Raw genomic sequence first — 14,606 nt, 5'->3', positions numbered from 1 at the left:
TCATCGATGTCATTTCTTTAAATTAACTAATGAAACGCGAGAACCGTCCCCACGTTTCCCCACGTTTCTACTTGAAATATGCTCTATATGCTTTGATAAAAGCTTCTGGTGAAGATTTTACGATATACGTATATACACCTTGTAGCGTATGTAAATAGAGAATGCCACCTTGATTTGCAATTTCCCGATAAGAAAAATCCATCACATCCTTAATTGGAAACTCTCTATTTTGTGTAACGACCTTATCATTATACAAGTAAATGATTCGATCATGGTCGATTTCGAACTGTTCAATACTTGTCACTTTTCTTTCTGTTTTTATATAAGGTTGTTGCGCTATCAAGCTCATATGATCCTCCTATTATCACAAACAGATTATTTATTTGCCGAATCTAAGATCCTTCCATATCATCCTCCAAAAAAACTTGATTTTAACGATAAGATCAACTCATTTCCTTAAGGGGACTTCAACAATCTGTATCGATTCCACAACCACATCAAGCTTTGCGACGATTGGATAAAGCAAATAAACCCGAAAACCGGGGCCCCACTACATTAATGCTTTAGCAGATCTATGGACTGGCCCTGTAGCTCACAAATCAACAAAAATAAAAAGACGGAATCCATTTATTGGGATTCCGTCCTTCCTTGCGTTAGATTATTCGTGAAACGTCACACTGGAGTCGATTGGGTCACGGCCCATACGAATACTGTTTACTTTAGCTTCTTTATCTGGATAACCAAAGGAAACTACAAACAATAACTTCATGTCATCAGATACACCCAGTACTTGGCGTATCGTGTCAGCATACATGGCTACTGATGTTTGAGGTATACTGCCAATTCCTCGTGCAGCTAGTGACAGAAGGAACGACTGGGCATACATACCAATATCAGACGCGACACGTACATTATCTCCAAAGGAAGGCATGAATAGGAACGCAACATGCGGTGCATCGAAAAATGTAAAATTTCGTAAAATTTCCTTTTGACGGCCTTCATGATCCTCGCGAGCAATGCCCACTGCCTCATAATGGGTTTTCCCTTGTTCTTTTTGTCGTTCAGCATAACGACCATAATAATGATCGAAATCAAAAGTAAAGTCAGGTGATGGTTTTTCAATCGCCTGGAGGATGGCCTTGCTTAGCTCCTCTTTCTTGGCACCTGAAACGATATGTACATCCCAAGGCTGGGTATTACAGTTGGACGGAGTATACTGTGCATCTTCTAGAACTTCATGAAGAACTTTCTTTTCAACTGGTGTAGGAAGAAATTGACGGAAAGACCGTCGACTGCGTAGAACTTCTTGAAAAGAATGATTAACCAACAAAAAACCTCTCCTTTATTTAGAATTTCGATAGGTTTAAAACGAACCGAACCTGTGATTACTGTTAAACAACAGTATCGCTTATTTTAGAATAGATTTCATTTATTCTCAACCTTAAGCCATCCATTTAAGTGGTTTAAAGATGGGCTTCCAATTTATAAATATTATTGATGATTTTCAGTTTTCTATTTGCCTAAAATTGAGATCATTCTATTCATACTTGTACTGGATGTTATATCCTGTAACTAATTTGTCCTAAAATTAGTAGACTTCTTTGAGAAAAATATCCAATTGTTGGTTAGAAAGATGTATTTTTATGTAGTCAAGATTTATTCACTCCCTATATTTGATAACCACTTTCGCAATTTTTCTTTAGGAGCGAAACACCGGGACGGTTCTGATAGTTCATCAATGTCATTTCTTTAGATTAACAAATGAAACGCGAGAACCGTCCCCACGTTTCCCTCAGATCATATGCACAAATCTCGCACCCTTTTGTAGAAGATTAAGAGCGACCCTTCAATATCTGAAAAACTGAAATGAATACGCGCAAAATCCCCACAACTCTAATTAACAAGAGCTGTGGGGATTTTTCTTTGAATCTGCGAGAATCGTGGATTTTCCTTATGGGAGGACTTATCATGCGGGAAGTGAAAAGAGGTTCATACTCTTAAAGAGAGTGAAAGCAGATAGATTTCTTTAATAGGGTTACTTCCTTGAGATTTATTCGCAAAAGGTTCGAAATATATTTTAGGAAATAGATGTATGACTCTCCGTCAACATTGACAGAAATTTTTCCTTGATGTTTTTATTCATTCCTTCAACTACTTTCAGTTCGCTCATTAAAAGCTTTTTCGCTCGTTTTAACATTCTTTTTTCACTAGAATTTAGTTTAGCTTCCCTCTGCATGCATAATAGACCATATACAACTTCAACACACGCTTGTAGTTTGCCCGATTTTATTTTGTCCATGTTCGCATTGTACCTTTTTTTCCATGTTAAAGTTTTATCTGATTCTCGAGTCTCAAGCATCGTTGCAATTTCCTTCACTGCATCTAAGTCGTTAACAGGGCGTATATTTGACTTTGAAATTCTTTTCTTGGGAATCATCACTTTCAAATTACCAATCAACATATTGATAATATAATACGGTTGTGTTTCCCCTGCAATTTCCTTTTCTTCTATCGCTTTTATTTTACCAGCTCCATGCATTGGATAAAAAATGTGATCGCCTACTTGATACAATGTATCGCCTCCATATTTTCTTACCTTAATCATATCACCTTTACGCACTTTAGTCAAATAATCAATTTTAACACAAGATAACTAATGTTGTCAACACATTTATTTTGGTATTTTAAAATTAAAAGAGGGAAAAAAAGTTGGTAGAAACACCGGGACGGTTCTGATGTTTCATCAATGTCATTTCTTTAGATTTACAAATGAAACGCGAGAACCGGCCCCACGTTTCCTTTTGGAATATTACACCAAAAATAGTAGGTACCCATTAACTTAAAATGAATCCTTCTAATTATACAAATACAGAAAATAAAAAAACAATAATTAAAAACCATCCTATTGCTTTTCGGTTATTGCGTAATTCTTCTAACCCCATCACCAACATAGTCAAACCTAAGAAAAAAATCATCATACTTCCGAATTTAAAATCTCCAGTAATTAATCCATTAGAAGCAAATAAAAAGGTTATTATTGATAATACATAACGAAGAGTCTTCAACAAGATTGTCACCTTCTTTCTACCCAAACCAACCTGCTCATTATTACTAAGTGCGACCACTTCTTATTCTGCAACCATATTGTTATGGACCAAAAATCAATGTTCCCCAAATTTGATAAATGGGAGGGAAAAACAAAATGACCATGGCTAAATTACCGTGAAACCCAATGTTCCCTACTATATTAGTCACCGAAACTTCTTTTTCCAATATCTGAAGTTTCCTACCTGCAAGACCAATAATCGATCCTAAAATGCTAAGCCCATAAAAAGCAATGTAAGTTGAGTTAAATACAAAAACATCAAGAAAATTGCAAGCAATCGAAAGTGAAAGGAATAGAAGGATGAATATTAACCAACAATATGTATTTCGAAGTATCCTTTTCAATCAATCACCTATTTCCAATTTTTAACTTATTTGTTTCTATCACTATAGCACACTTTATCTACTTATTGATTATTTAATATTGTGACCTTTTATTGCTTAATGTGAACCTTAAGCAATAAAAAGCGTGTCCCCTCTTTGAGAGATACGCTGCGACTAAATTGCTATTAAATTCTTATTTACATTTGTTAACGTCAAAAAAGTATTGCCACTAATAAAATTTATTTCTTTATAATCTCTATATTGCGTACCTGACTATCCGGTTCATCATCATCAAAAAAGAATTGAATGATGATTCTAGTTTTTTATACCTGTACTCTATTCCAACGCCATATATCTCTACAAATCTTAGATTTCTATAAGATTCTGAACGACCTGGCGAATGTACTTTTCATATTAATTCCTTTCATTGTAGATATCGATGTATTTATAGGTTCGGTAACTAAGGTTAATTCCTTAATTATATCTTCTTCCACATACACTAAAATTCCAGGATTATGCTTCAAAGCAAGGTAAATTACATTATCTTTTATCGGAGATGTATCGTCCTTATCAATCAAGTAGCCGACTTTTACTTGATCTAAACCCTCACCTAATAATTCAATGCTCTTTTGAAATAACACCGGAATCTTGAATACGGATAAAATAACTACCGTAAGACAAACAACAAAAATAATAAAAGCCTTCCATTTTTTAGTTACTATGACGACAACAAATAATATAAGCAATAGAAATGCGATTATCATAGTAAACCTCTTTGTTTTCCATCTCCATTTAGCATCATATCCACCCTATCAAAATCATTATAATCTAATTTGTAAAGGTCTCATTTCAACACGTTTACACCACCTGCCCCTTTAGTTGAAGGATCAAACGGAGACATAACGTGAAAATACGCTTTTAACTAGTTTTTGGTGTATAAATTTAAAAAGGCTGCCACAAGTAATTAGACAGCCTTTTTATGCAATTCAATCAGTATTAATCAATTCAACTTTTTTTAATTTCAAATACTTTTTGAGAGAGAAAATAAGCAGATGTCGCAATAAACAATGTTACAAGTAATGGTATTGAATTAACCTCACCAAAAGCTACACTCTGACTCAGATTACCCTCTATTACAGAAAAGTCTGGAGTATAGAGGGCAGTTCAACAAAACAGTATAATTCTTTTTCACATTTCTCCATTTCCCCTTTAACATAGCTTACTACATATCGTTAATTGCTTGTTGAGCTAATCTGCCATTTAGCTTAACAAGAAAGGGAATCTATACGTAAAAAAATGCTATTTTACGTAGTAATGTCTGCATAAATATAACAAGCCTCATTTCTCCATGTAATGCGAAGAAATAAGGCTTGTTTATCGCTCAATTAAAGCGCACGATTTCTGAATAATTAGTATCAGGATATTATCTTAAAGGTTAAGTCTCTAATGGAAAATTAGTTGCTGAACAGGCGAATTAAGAAACCATCTTCTTCTACATGAGGAATAAAAAAGGTGACTCCATAGCTTGAAGCGACAGATATAATTACTGTCCATAGAACTAAACTTGTCATCATCCAGATAGTTACCATCCTCCTTTTCGAACCGAAGCTCATCCCCATAAACGCGGAGATATGGGATCCTACGAAAAAAGGACCGATAATCGCTAAGCCAGGCAGGCCATACTTATTAAATAGCGCCCTTGCGCGTTTGCTTTTTTTCGAATCCTCCGTTCCTTCCACATCAGCTTCTTCCGCCATACCCTCATCTTGTAAAACACCTTGCATACGCTTTTGTTTTCGCTTTCTCATCCATTTCTTTACGTGATCCACATAAACAATTAGCAGAACCACAGTTAGTGCATTTCCTAAAAAGGCAAGTACCGCCGTCAGTACCGGAGACAGTCCTCCGATGACAGCTAATGGAATCACCGCAACTAGTTCAAATAGCGGAATCGCTGCCAAAATAAATACAAATAGATACGATAAAAACATAGTCCCGATTCCCCTCTTCATTCATATAATTTTTTTAGCTTCCGACCGGAATATAAAATACTGCCCGATTCTGGAGTAGGGCCTCTTTCCTCAAGAACCCCAAAAGCTATTTCTTGGATAGATAATATCTCGCATTAACGAAAAATATAGTCCCCAAAAGAAATAACATAACTGTAAGCCAGCTTGCAATGGCAGAAAACTCGTCTTTAAAAATAAATACACTTGCCCCATTAACAAATACCATTACTGCCATAACCATATACAAACCCACTACATACTTCATACAGATCCTCCCTTTACAAGAAGTTATTACCTTAACTGGCCTGGCCCTTATATGTAAAAAAGGTGCAGACTTTTATGCCATTATTGCGCACGATTGTTGAAGATTATAAAAAAATTATTGACCCGCATGAAAATAGATATCTATTGCAACTGTCGAATTTATTATCCTTTAAATATAATACGGAACATTTTACATAAATTTCGATAATGGGATTATTATATTTTTATATAATTAAACTGCACGCTAATCTAAGTAAATCGCTTTACAATATCTTCCTAATATAAACATAATACCATCTATTCGCACATCTTACCCTTTAGTGGAAGAAAGAATGGAAGTACTAATCGTTGTATAAATATAAAGAAACTGCCAGAGGTTTTTAGACAGTCCTTTTATGGAAGAAAAGCACCCGTTAACACAAATCCTGCCTTTTCATTGATTAGAGAGCAACAACTATGGACTGCTAAATAGCAGCACAAAGTTGTTAGATTTTTTTGCGCCAATAGCTGAACAAATATTTTTTACTTATCTATCAAAAAATAATGGTATAACAGGTGGAATCCCTGCTTCGGGTAGTAGAAATACAAAAATAGTAAAAAAGAATTAATATAAATGAGAAAAATACTGTAAAGTAAGGAACAATATGTGTTCTTTTTCCGATAATTGATAAAATAATTGATGAAACCGATAAAATAAATCCCCCAACAGAAAGGAGAACACATAAAAAAAATGCGAACCAAGGATTATACGTCACTATCTTAGCTAAGCCAGTTGATAAAAATAAGATAAAATAAATTAATACAAATATGATACTTATGACTGAAAACAACCATGCATTTGTTTTTAACAAACACAACACCTCACAATCCCCATTCTAACTAGCAATTTGGCCCTGTTTGTTTTATATTTCTATTTTTCCGAACGATATCTTTTTATTACAGTTGCTAAAATTGCAATAATAAAAACGATGATACTATTGAATAATAAATATTGTGCTACTTGCATTCCATAAAATATTGCAAAAGCATCACGAATAATAAATAATGCTAATCCACCACCGATTGCCCCAAATAAAACGGCTGATAATAATATTGTAAAAGCAGCAAAGTATAGATTCTTCTTTTTTCTATAAGATATAAACGCAATAACATTTGCAACAACAATAAAAAGGCCCATAAGTATTATAAAAAAACTACTATCCATTTAACATTCTCCCTCGTTCATCCAGACTCTTTATTACATCTAAGTATATTTTACAGTAGTTATACATTCATGTTATGACTTCTTATTGAATAAACCTGCCTGTTAGTGAAAAAGCGACTGCTCCTATTGAGCAATCGCACCTCGTTAGTCAAATAAGAAAAAGAAGATCTATTTTCTATGGTTCTGAAATTCCATTTGCCAATAACAATAGAAATAACCAGATTGATAACGGTATCATAAATGTAAAATTAGATAGAATACTGAATATCTTTACACTTATATTTTTAGATCTGATTCCTAAAATTAACGAAACAATAAAACCAATGTCAATTAATAAATATAAAATAATGGGTATCCATAAGTTCATATTTGGAAATATCCGGCCATTAAAGAAAAAGAATACAAAAAGTGCCACTAAGAACAAAGCTAAGGTTAAAATGATTGGATAAAACTCCTTATGTTGTTTCAAGATATAACCGCCTTTCCTGTTCCGCCCTCTAATGGTAACAGAAAATAAAACATACTATTTTTTAGCTTATCTAATTGGTCGGAGGAAGGTGCAATTCTAATTTCAGGATTTTTTTAAATCAAAAGTATATTCTCCTTCTTGATTTGGTTCAAGAACTAGATTACTAGTTCCCCCTATACCTAAATTAGCCTTTTTCTTCTTCTTCGTATAAATTTAAAAAGGCTGCCACGAGTAATTAGACAGCCTTTTTATGCAATTAAATCAACTTTTTCAATTTTAAATACTTTTTGAGATAGAAAATAAGCAAATATCGAAATAAACAATGTTACAAATAATGGTATTGAAGTAACCTCACCAAAGTCTACACTCTGATTAAGATTACCCTCTATTAAAGAAAAATCTGGAGTATAGAAGGCAGTTAAAATCATGCCCGATAATATTTGATATGCTGTATAAAGCAATATAAGACTTATTATAAATACAAAATACTTTTTCAAAAACCACTCCTCCTTTTTAGAATGTTTCGTAAATATATTATACCATAATTCCCTGTTTCACTAATCTGTCCATTAGTACAATATAAATTTATTTTTTATCTCATAATAGCTATTCCAATTCATTCCCCGTCTATAACATTATTTATCTAGGTACTTTTACTTAATACCTGGATCGTTTCACATGTTTTAAAGTTACATACTAGTTCAAATATTCTACCGTTAGTTGAAGATGATGCATTGTTTTATGCTCTCTTTCCTCTCACAAAAACAACCGCAATAAAAAAACAACCGATTCCTATAAGTATCTTGATTATTTGACCTATTATTCCAATATCATCAATGGTTAATGTAAATAAAAAAGATCCCAGAATAACAAATGGAATAGCAAAAAGCCATCTCAACCGATTCGAACCTCCCCTAATCCTTTAACGATTTTAACGTTCTTAAATGAAATATCCTGCCCCTTTGCTGAATAACGGTTTTACTGTACATTAATGGAACAATATCGATCTAACCGTTCATTAGGTATTTCATTCATGATGAATTTGAGGGAGTTTTGTTCTAGTAAAATCAATATATCTTGTTCCTTGAAAAGTTAAAGTGCCGATATCTCCTTCTGCAAGCATACCGTATGCCTTGCCTGAAACATGAAATTCTGAACGGTCGCCACTTTCGAATTCAAATGTAATAAAGTAAGTCGTAGAGGAGCTGTGCGAGTGGGAATTGTTATCTTGATGATGACTATGTCTCGTAACATTTGTTCGTTTAATTTTTACGATGGCTGGAACAGATAAACGAGGAGAATCTTCATTCTTTTTCCATTGTCTAAGTCCACTGAATAAACTGACTATTATTCCTATAAAAATGATAACAAAAATGATTCCTATAAATATTGGGCCGAATGCGAATAACCAATCCCCATTACCCCAAACATCATACATAATATAGCCCTCCTTGTTATAATGATAAAATTATACGGATTTAAGTGAAAGAAAGTTTCAGGTTGCATTCAAAAAAATAGAAAATAGAATGCACAAATTGGCTTTTTCCTTTCTTCTTCTCTTCTATACACTATATTTTTCAAATACTTCTATTGAACAAAACTGCACCGTTAATAAAAAGTGCGACTGCTTCTTGTCCCGCAATCGCACCCGCAATAAAGTTGTTATAGATCAAAAATCAATGTTCCCCAAATATGATAAATGGGTGGAAAAAATAATATAATCAATGCTAAATTACGTAAAATCCAATTTTCCCTACAATTTTAGTCAGTAAACCTTTTATTTCCGCTTTCTGAAGTTTCCAACCTACAAAACCAATAATTGAACCCAAAATGCTAAGCCCATAAAAAGCAAGGTACGGTGAGTCAAATACAGAAATATCAAGAAAATTGCATGCTATTGAAAGTGAAAGTAATAGAAGGAGAACACTAACCAAAAATATGTATTTCGAAGTTTCCTTTTCAATCAATCACCTATTTTCAATTTTTATAGTTTCGAAAGGATTAATAGATAAAGAAATAAAAATATCGTAAAACCTACTCACAAAACACCTCATAAATTATTAATAAACTCCGATCGCTATTTTAAATACATTGTTTTACAATCTTTAATGAAAACGAGCGCTAAATCTTATTATAAAATCGCGCCCTATCCCTGAATAAACTAACATGTAATTTAAAGCGAATTGGGAATCTATTTAGTTTCTAACATATAAATCTTTTTCCTTTAATAGTTTTATGACCTCTTCCTTATACGGCATGTCAAAACTGATCCTAAACGTTACTTTCTCTTCACGATCAGAGATAACACTTCTATTTATCATTTCATCTAAACTTTTCATGCTCTCATTTCTCCAAGAGTATCGTAATAATCTAAAATACTCGTGATAATCTTCACTTTCAATTCCGTTCACCCTTGTAAAATGAGAAATTAATTCATCCATCTGTGCTTCAGTAGCAATACTATACGTCCTATATAAATGATGGAAACTATGGCAGGATGAGCAGATTAATACTAACCCTTTCAATTCACATATACTCGTATCAAAGTCATATTCTTCTATCTCATGAACGTGAAGTTTTTTTCTTTCGCTTTCTTCTGGTTCAAAACCGCATATAGAACATTTATAGTTAAACTTAGATAAGATCACAGGTCTGATTTTCTTTAACCCTAAATACTGTGAAATGCTTCCCCTAACAGTTTTACCATGAGGTCCTTTTTTAATATCTATTTTTAGTTTTAGATTTTCATATTTTTTAAGTCTTTCCCTGTATGTCTTCGAGTCATACCAACTCAAAAGGCTACACGCTTTTTCTCTTGCTGTTCCATGTATGGATTTACCTATCCAAGAACAATATTGCTCTAACTCTGCACCTCTACCCCTTTTAATTAGAGTTTCCATATTTTCATTTTCAAGCTTTTTTAATAAGATATTTTCGTTGTCAGTCATTTTTTCACCCCTAATGTCGCTTTTTTGGTCAAATAAGCCCAAACACATTGTTCAGGTTGATAGCTAAAAGACACAATTCCTTGTAGTAGAATTGCGCCCTTTATGGAATAACTAAAATATGACCTCAATCTTAAAATCAATAATTTCTTCTATTTTCACTAACGCACCAGTTAGTTCAATAACACCTTGAGAACAGCAGGTCACTAATATTTAACGAATGTAGTAACGCTTCGTTTTGATGCAATAGTTCGTCTGGTAAGCTCTTCTTTCCATTTCTTTGAGTCTAATTGATATTCACCGTATTCATCTTTGTAAGTTTTTTTAAAAAGATTAATTGTTCTGGACTCTTTTGGATAATTATGTGATAAGCGATATCCCAGTCGTCCTTCCTCATATATATATAGCTCTACAACGTCCCCTATTTCCATAAATGAGTCCAAGAATGTAATAAACTCAACATCTTCACCTCCAAGTTCATAAACATAAGGGAGGGTAAATGGCAAATTTTCCTTATACGCTTCACCATTTAGAAATGCATAATTATTTCCACGTGTGTGATATTCTGGAATAGGTTTTGATGTTGCGATAAAATAATGAGCTGTCATTGAAAAATCCCTTTCATCAATACAATATTCTTATTAAAGCAACTTATCTTAAATATAACTTTGAAAATATCAATATTTATTTTCACACAACGTCTTTCTCAATTAATCTGCACTGTTACTTAAAGAAGAAACAGCATTACTGCTGTTCCCGTAATGCACTTATTAGTTCAAAAACAGAAAAATAATAAAGTATAAAATTATGTAAACGATATATAGATATAAAGCTTTTATTTTAAAACGTAGGCAAAAATTAGCAAAGTCGTTGGCTACCTTTTTGATGACAAAATTCACAATAAATACGATTATTAATACAAATGCTATTTGTATATAAAGTTCCGTTATTACATCTGTTAGTAGGGGTACGAGTCTTAGAATAAGTGTGATAAACATAAAATATAAAAAGCTTTCATAAGGCTTGATTTTTTTTGTTAAACTCAATGATTTCACTCCAGAATTTTACTTTACTTTTAAACTTACTTTCTTTAACTCTAATTTAATTTTACAGTAAATTCCTAATTCTGTTGTGACTTTTTATTGAACAAACCTGCGAGTTATTCTAACAAAGAAAAACGATTCCTTATAAATGCAGCGTACCCATTGAATAGGATTACATATTACTGGCACCTTAATATTTAGAGGTGTTTTGAATGAAAAAAAGAATATTTATCATTTTGATAACAACAACTTTACTGAGTGCCTGTTCAGAAGTTCCTAATTCAATAAAAGATTTAAGAAAAGACGACATATTAAGATACGGTATTTCATACGAAGCTGATAGATTACTTAAATTAGGTATTGAAGCAATAACTATTGATAACGATGGTACCATCACTTTTATGTACAAGATGTAAACCCCGAAACTCATACAAAAATCGAAAAAGGCTTAATTAAAATTTTTGGTCAAAAATTTGACTTTGTCTTGAACGACAGTGATGAATTATATATTGATCCGAAAAACTACAGTAAATAAAGTTTTTACCTATTACTTGTTCCACTAAACTGCCACCTAGTTTAAGTGTAAAGTTTCACAATCTCAATATGACTCAATAATATAGCCCTTTAATGGCATAACTAACATATAGCATTCGTCCTAAAAACCACTTAATGCTTCTTAAAGTAACGCACCTTATAGTTGAAGAACATTCATCAAAATCAACACTATAGCAAAAATAAGAGAACATCCTATTATCAATATTGTTTGTAAATATATAAAAGATTTCGCTTTACTAGTATCTTTTATGCTGGCTATATTTTTAGCAAGTTTTAAATTGAATGGGACAAAATAAAAGGAAATAAGAAATCCGCCTGATAGTGAAATGCATAAATAAATAATTACAAAATTAGAAGTTAAGTCTGCCGCTAGATTTCCGATTATAAAAAATGGAACTCTAGCCCATATAAAGAAGGTTACAGCTAATAATACTATTGCCATAACAACCAACATAAAGTTCCTTTTAAACACATCTAAATACTTATAAAAATATAGGCTCAATTTTATCACTTCCTGCTTCTAAACTAATCCAACCAATACTTTAAGTACAATTTTTCACATTAAATGTCTAATAGAAATTCACAAACTAAAAACACGAATAAAAAACTCAATATTAAACATAAAGATTAGACCTACAATCAAAATAATTAGTGTACTGGCATATTGCCTTGAATTTTTTATATACTTCCACTCCAAAATAGCCTGAAAACCAATTGTAAATATTAATAAAATTATAAAATACCACTTCAATGAAATATTATTATTTATAACAAAATATGGGATAGCTATACAAATATGGACGACCGCGATAATTCCTCTTCCCCATCGGTCAATTTTTTTCCCTGGAGTTTCTGAAATCTTTTGCTTTTTTACTCCAAGTAGTTTATTCACTATTTTTTCCAATAAAAAAAACAAAATGAAAAGAATTATAATAAATATCAAAAGTTCCATTATATTCTCCTTATATTAACGCATAGTAAGAAAACATTTATAAAATAAAAAAATTAAATGAATACTCTGGTAAATTCAACAAGACGCTATCCTTTCTCTAGATAAGCGCCCGTTAATCTATTAAACAATAAATTTAGTAAACCACGCAATATATTCAGCACCCGGAATAAACAACACTTGAGCAAGTATGGTTCCTAATAATCGGGAAGTAACCATCATAAGGGATACGCCTTTGAGACTAAGGTAATTTCCCCTTTGATTAATTACATCATCCGCAAGAATGGATATTTTGGGGTCAATAAAAATAGTAAGTAAAATCGTAGCTACTCCATTTATAAGACCCGATGCCATAATAGATGTTGATGCTCTTTCTGGAGCTATTAAGGCTGCATATAAAGCAGATAATACTCCAATGGTATATATTGCTGTTATTAGCATATTAATTACGAACAACCTTATTGGAATATCTTTAAGCCTAATATCCTTTAAATAAGATAGTCTCGGCAAATGAATATGCTTAAATCCACGCCTTATGTATTCAGCAGTAAATCCCTTTTTTATCAAAGATGGAATTGAGCCTCTTTCCTCAGATAAATGAATAATAGCTCTTGAAAATAGTGCAATAAAAGTGGGTAGTAAAAGAATTCCCATTATGGTTCCTAGTGTTGATGAGCCAATTAAGACTCTATATTGGTTTTCTACAAATTCTAGGGTATTTACTTTTGGAGCATTATCAATAAGGCTGCCTGTAAACGGTTGTTGCATCATATTAGCCATTCGAGAAACTATCACCATTAAGTTAAATAAGGACAAAGCCGAAGCTAGCAATCTTACTCTTGCGCCAGATAATCTGACCGCATATGCAAGTGTTTCGATGGAATGAATAATAAATATAAACAGTGATATCAGTATTAATTTTTCTGAGAAGAGTTCCAAAATACAATGACCTACTTTAACATTTTCTCTTAATACTACCATAAATTTCCCAATTTAAGTTATGTAACTAAATTACCTTTTTAACGAATTAAGGACAAAAAAAATGAATTGCTCAAACAATCCATCATTTGTTCAAATTCCGCGCCCACTAGTTAATGTCTTTTATTCACAAACTTTGCTCTTTATTTGATTGTTAACTGCAATGCTCAAATTTATAACTGTCTCGGCTGGAGTAAATGCTTCCCATTGATTATATTTCGTTGTTATTGTTTAACAGCTCCACTTCGATTATTTACGCCTAATATCCACAATTCAACGGCTTGTTTTGGTTCGCCTACCATCAAACCATTCATAAAAGACATTAACTGGATTTCTAAAGGAGTGAGTTGGTTGCCTTCAGTAAATTTTTCCTCAAAGGAAGAAGGTGTATCGTTCGTTTTTGCATTTACTGTTGTTCCATAATATAACCCACAAATTAGTATACTAAATAAAACCAATAGAAGAAGTTTACTTTTATCCAATTTCATCACCCTAAATTATATTTGGGTTTGTTTAGCTTGCTCAGTTACAATCATACTTTCTTCAATTGACCCCTTTACTTCAATAAGAATAGCCATACTTCCTTCTTGAAGTATGGCACCCGTTTGTTTAATTACCTCTCCTTCTTGAAAGACACAATAATAAAGACAATTCCAATAAGGAAAAATAACGCTATAAAAAGGTTTTCGAATAATGGCATTGTTTCTGGATTAGTTACATACTCTCCAGTATTTATTTGTGCTGACCAATAAACGTATCTA

The 14,606-nt window shown here is 32.5% G+C and carries 19 protein-coding genes; 2 read left to right on the top strand and 17 right to left on the bottom strand.

Going from position 1 to position 14,606, the window contains the following annotated elements:
- Nucleotides 1-67 precede the first annotated feature (67 nt).
- From R4Z10_RS07740 to R4Z10_RS07710, 7 genes are all read right to left on the bottom strand, one after another.
- Nucleotides 68-349, bottom strand: a complete 282-nt coding sequence (locus R4Z10_RS07740; protein ID WP_338472620.1) for a hypothetical protein — start codon at nucleotides 347-349, stop codon at nucleotides 68-70.
- A 309-nt stretch (nucleotides 350-658) separates the two neighbouring features.
- Nucleotides 659-1,327, bottom strand: a complete 669-nt coding sequence (locus tag R4Z10_RS07735; RefSeq protein WP_338472619.1) for a nitroreductase — start codon at nucleotides 1,325-1,327, stop codon at nucleotides 659-661.
- A 750-nt stretch (nucleotides 1,328-2,077) separates the two neighbouring features.
- Nucleotides 2,078-2,605 (bottom strand): CarD family transcriptional regulator, encoded by a 528-nt coding sequence (locus R4Z10_RS07730; RefSeq protein ID WP_338473186.1) that lies wholly within the window; start codon nucleotides 2,603-2,605, stop codon nucleotides 2,078-2,080.
- Between the two features lie 253 nt (nucleotides 2,606-2,858).
- Entirely contained in the window at nucleotides 2,859-3,065 is a 207-nt protein-coding gene (locus tag R4Z10_RS07725; RefSeq protein ID WP_338472618.1) for a DUF3953 domain-containing protein, read from the bottom strand.
- A gap of 738 nt (nucleotides 3,066-3,803) precedes the next feature.
- Nucleotides 3,804-4,193, bottom strand: a complete 390-nt coding sequence (locus R4Z10_RS07720; RefSeq protein WP_338472617.1) for a hypothetical protein — start codon at nucleotides 4,191-4,193, stop codon at nucleotides 3,804-3,806.
- Between the two features lie 690 nt (nucleotides 4,194-4,883).
- The gene (locus R4Z10_RS07715; RefSeq protein WP_338472616.1) at nucleotides 4,884-5,420 is read right to left on the bottom strand and encodes a small multi-drug export protein; all 537 of its coding nucleotides are present in this window, start codon (nucleotides 5,418-5,420) and stop codon (nucleotides 4,884-4,886) included.
- A 106-nt stretch (nucleotides 5,421-5,526) separates the two neighbouring features.
- The gene (locus R4Z10_RS07710) at nucleotides 5,527-5,703 is read right to left on the bottom strand and encodes a hypothetical protein (protein WP_338472615.1); all 177 of its coding nucleotides are present in this window, start codon (nucleotides 5,701-5,703) and stop codon (nucleotides 5,527-5,529) included.
- Between the two features lie 74 nt (nucleotides 5,704-5,777).
- Here R4Z10_RS07710 and R4Z10_RS07705 point away from each other — a divergent pair, with 74 nt between their 5' ends.
- A complete protein-coding gene (locus tag R4Z10_RS07705) occupies nucleotides 5,778-5,900 on the top strand; it encodes a hypothetical protein (protein WP_338472614.1) in 123 nt (40 codons plus the stop codon).
- A gap of 712 nt (nucleotides 5,901-6,612) precedes the next feature.
- Here R4Z10_RS07705 and R4Z10_RS07700 read toward each other — a convergent pair.
- The 6 genes from R4Z10_RS07700 to R4Z10_RS07675 all read right to left on the bottom strand — a co-directional run bounded on the left by R4Z10_RS07700 (nucleotide 6,613) and on the right by R4Z10_RS07675 (nucleotide 10,928).
- Complete coding sequence (locus R4Z10_RS07700; RefSeq protein ID WP_338472613.1) at nucleotides 6,613-6,906, bottom strand: 3-isopropylmalate dehydrogenase; 294 nt, start codon at nucleotides 6,904-6,906, stop codon at nucleotides 6,613-6,615.
- A 175-nt stretch (nucleotides 6,907-7,081) separates the two neighbouring features.
- Nucleotides 7,082-7,375, bottom strand: a complete 294-nt coding sequence (locus tag R4Z10_RS07695) for a hypothetical protein (RefSeq protein WP_338472612.1) — start codon at nucleotides 7,373-7,375, stop codon at nucleotides 7,082-7,084.
- Nucleotides 7,376-7,623: 248 nt separating this feature from the next.
- Nucleotides 7,624-7,872, bottom strand: a complete 249-nt coding sequence (locus R4Z10_RS07690) for a hypothetical protein (protein ID WP_338472611.1) — start codon at nucleotides 7,870-7,872, stop codon at nucleotides 7,624-7,626.
- Nucleotides 7,873-8,402: 530 nt separating this feature from the next.
- Nucleotides 8,403-8,813 carry a DUF2500 domain-containing protein gene (locus R4Z10_RS07685; protein WP_338472610.1) on the bottom strand — a complete coding sequence of 137 codons (411 nt, stop codon included), beginning with the start codon at nucleotides 8,811-8,813 and terminating at the stop codon, nucleotides 8,403-8,405.
- Between the two features lie 757 nt (nucleotides 8,814-9,570).
- The gene (locus tag R4Z10_RS07680) at nucleotides 9,571-10,323 is read right to left on the bottom strand and encodes a hypothetical protein (protein WP_338472609.1); all 753 of its coding nucleotides are present in this window, start codon (nucleotides 10,321-10,323) and stop codon (nucleotides 9,571-9,573) included.
- Nucleotides 10,324-10,526: 203 nt separating this feature from the next.
- Nucleotides 10,527-10,928, bottom strand: coding sequence for a hypothetical protein (locus R4Z10_RS07675; protein ID WP_338472608.1), 402 nt, complete (start codon nucleotides 10,926-10,928; stop codon nucleotides 10,527-10,529).
- Nucleotides 10,929-11,575: 647 nt separating this feature from the next.
- Between R4Z10_RS07675 and R4Z10_RS07670 the strand changes: the two genes are divergently transcribed.
- The gene (locus R4Z10_RS07670; protein ID WP_338472607.1) at nucleotides 11,576-11,779 is read left to right on the top strand and encodes a hypothetical protein; all 204 of its coding nucleotides are present in this window, start codon (nucleotides 11,576-11,578) and stop codon (nucleotides 11,777-11,779) included.
- A 275-nt stretch (nucleotides 11,780-12,054) separates the two neighbouring features.
- On the opposite strand, the gene R4Z10_RS07665 is transcribed toward R4Z10_RS07670, so the two are convergent.
- From R4Z10_RS07665 to R4Z10_RS07650, 4 genes are all read right to left on the bottom strand, one after another.
- Nucleotides 12,055-12,360, bottom strand: coding sequence for a hypothetical protein (locus tag R4Z10_RS07665; protein WP_338472606.1), 306 nt, complete (start codon nucleotides 12,358-12,360; stop codon nucleotides 12,055-12,057).
- Nucleotides 12,361-12,498: 138 nt separating this feature from the next.
- Nucleotides 12,499-12,870: a DUF4181 domain-containing protein gene (locus R4Z10_RS07660; RefSeq protein WP_338472605.1), complete on the bottom strand. Its 372-nt coding sequence runs from the start codon at nucleotides 12,868-12,870 to the stop codon at nucleotides 12,499-12,501.
- Nucleotides 12,871-12,990: 120 nt separating this feature from the next.
- A complete protein-coding gene (locus tag R4Z10_RS07655) occupies nucleotides 12,991-13,806 on the bottom strand; it encodes a lipid II flippase Amj family protein (protein ID WP_338473185.1) in 816 nt (271 codons plus the stop codon).
- Between the two features lie 263 nt (nucleotides 13,807-14,069).
- Entirely contained in the window at nucleotides 14,070-14,327 is a 258-nt protein-coding gene (locus R4Z10_RS07650) for a hypothetical protein (protein ID WP_338472604.1), read from the bottom strand.
- Between the last annotated feature and the right edge of the window lie 279 nt (nucleotides 14,328-14,606).

Source organism: Niallia sp. XMNu-256 (assembly GCF_036670015.1).
Lineage (GTDB): Bacteria > Bacillota > Bacilli > Bacillales > Cytobacillaceae > Bacillus_BD.
Note: the sequence above shows the minus strand (reverse complement) of the source record. Positions and strands in the feature narration are given on the sequence as shown.

Bases quoted from the DNA above. Each gene is read 5' to 3' on its own strand.
- R4Z10_RS07740 (WP_338472620.1), bottom strand. From the start codon at position 349: ATGAGCTTGATAGCGCAACAACCTTATATAAAAACAGAAAGAAAAGTG.
- R4Z10_RS07730 (WP_338473186.1), bottom strand. From the start codon at position 2,605: ATGATTAAGGTAAGAAAATATGGAGGCGATACATTGTATCAAGTAGGC.
- R4Z10_RS07720 (WP_338472617.1), bottom strand. From the start codon at position 4,193: ATGATAATCGCATTTCTATTGCTTATATTATTTGTTGTCGTCATAGTA.
- R4Z10_RS07715 (WP_338472616.1), bottom strand. From the start codon at position 5,420: ATGTTTTTATCGTATCTATTTGTATTTATTTTGGCAGCGATTCCGCTA.
- R4Z10_RS07710 (WP_338472615.1), bottom strand. From the start codon at position 5,703: ATGAAGTATGTAGTGGGTTTGTATATGGTTATGGCAGTAATGGTATTT.
- R4Z10_RS07705 (WP_338472614.1), top strand. From the start codon at position 5,778: ATGCCATTATTGCGCACGATTGTTGAAGATTATAAAAAAATTATTGAC.
- R4Z10_RS07700 (WP_338472613.1), bottom strand. From the start codon at position 6,906: ATGGATAGTAGTTTTTTTATAATACTTATGGGCCTTTTTATTGTTGTT.
- R4Z10_RS07685 (WP_338472610.1), bottom strand. From the start codon at position 8,813: ATGTATGATGTTTGGGGTAATGGGGATTGGTTATTCGCATTCGGCCCA.
- R4Z10_RS07680 (WP_338472609.1), bottom strand. From the start codon at position 10,323: ATGACTGACAACGAAAATATCTTATTAAAAAAGCTTGAAAATGAAAAT.
- R4Z10_RS07675 (WP_338472608.1), bottom strand. From the start codon at position 10,928: ATGACAGCTCATTATTTTATCGCAACATCAAAACCTATTCCAGAATAT.
- R4Z10_RS07670 (WP_338472607.1), top strand. From the start codon at position 11,576: ATGAAAAAAAGAATATTTATCATTTTGATAACAACAACTTTACTGAGT.
- R4Z10_RS07665 (WP_338472606.1), bottom strand. From the start codon at position 12,360: ATGGCAATAGTATTATTAGCTGTAACCTTCTTTATATGGGCTAGAGTT.
- R4Z10_RS07660 (WP_338472605.1), bottom strand. From the start codon at position 12,870: ATGGAACTTTTGATATTTATTATAATTCTTTTCATTTTGTTTTTTTTA.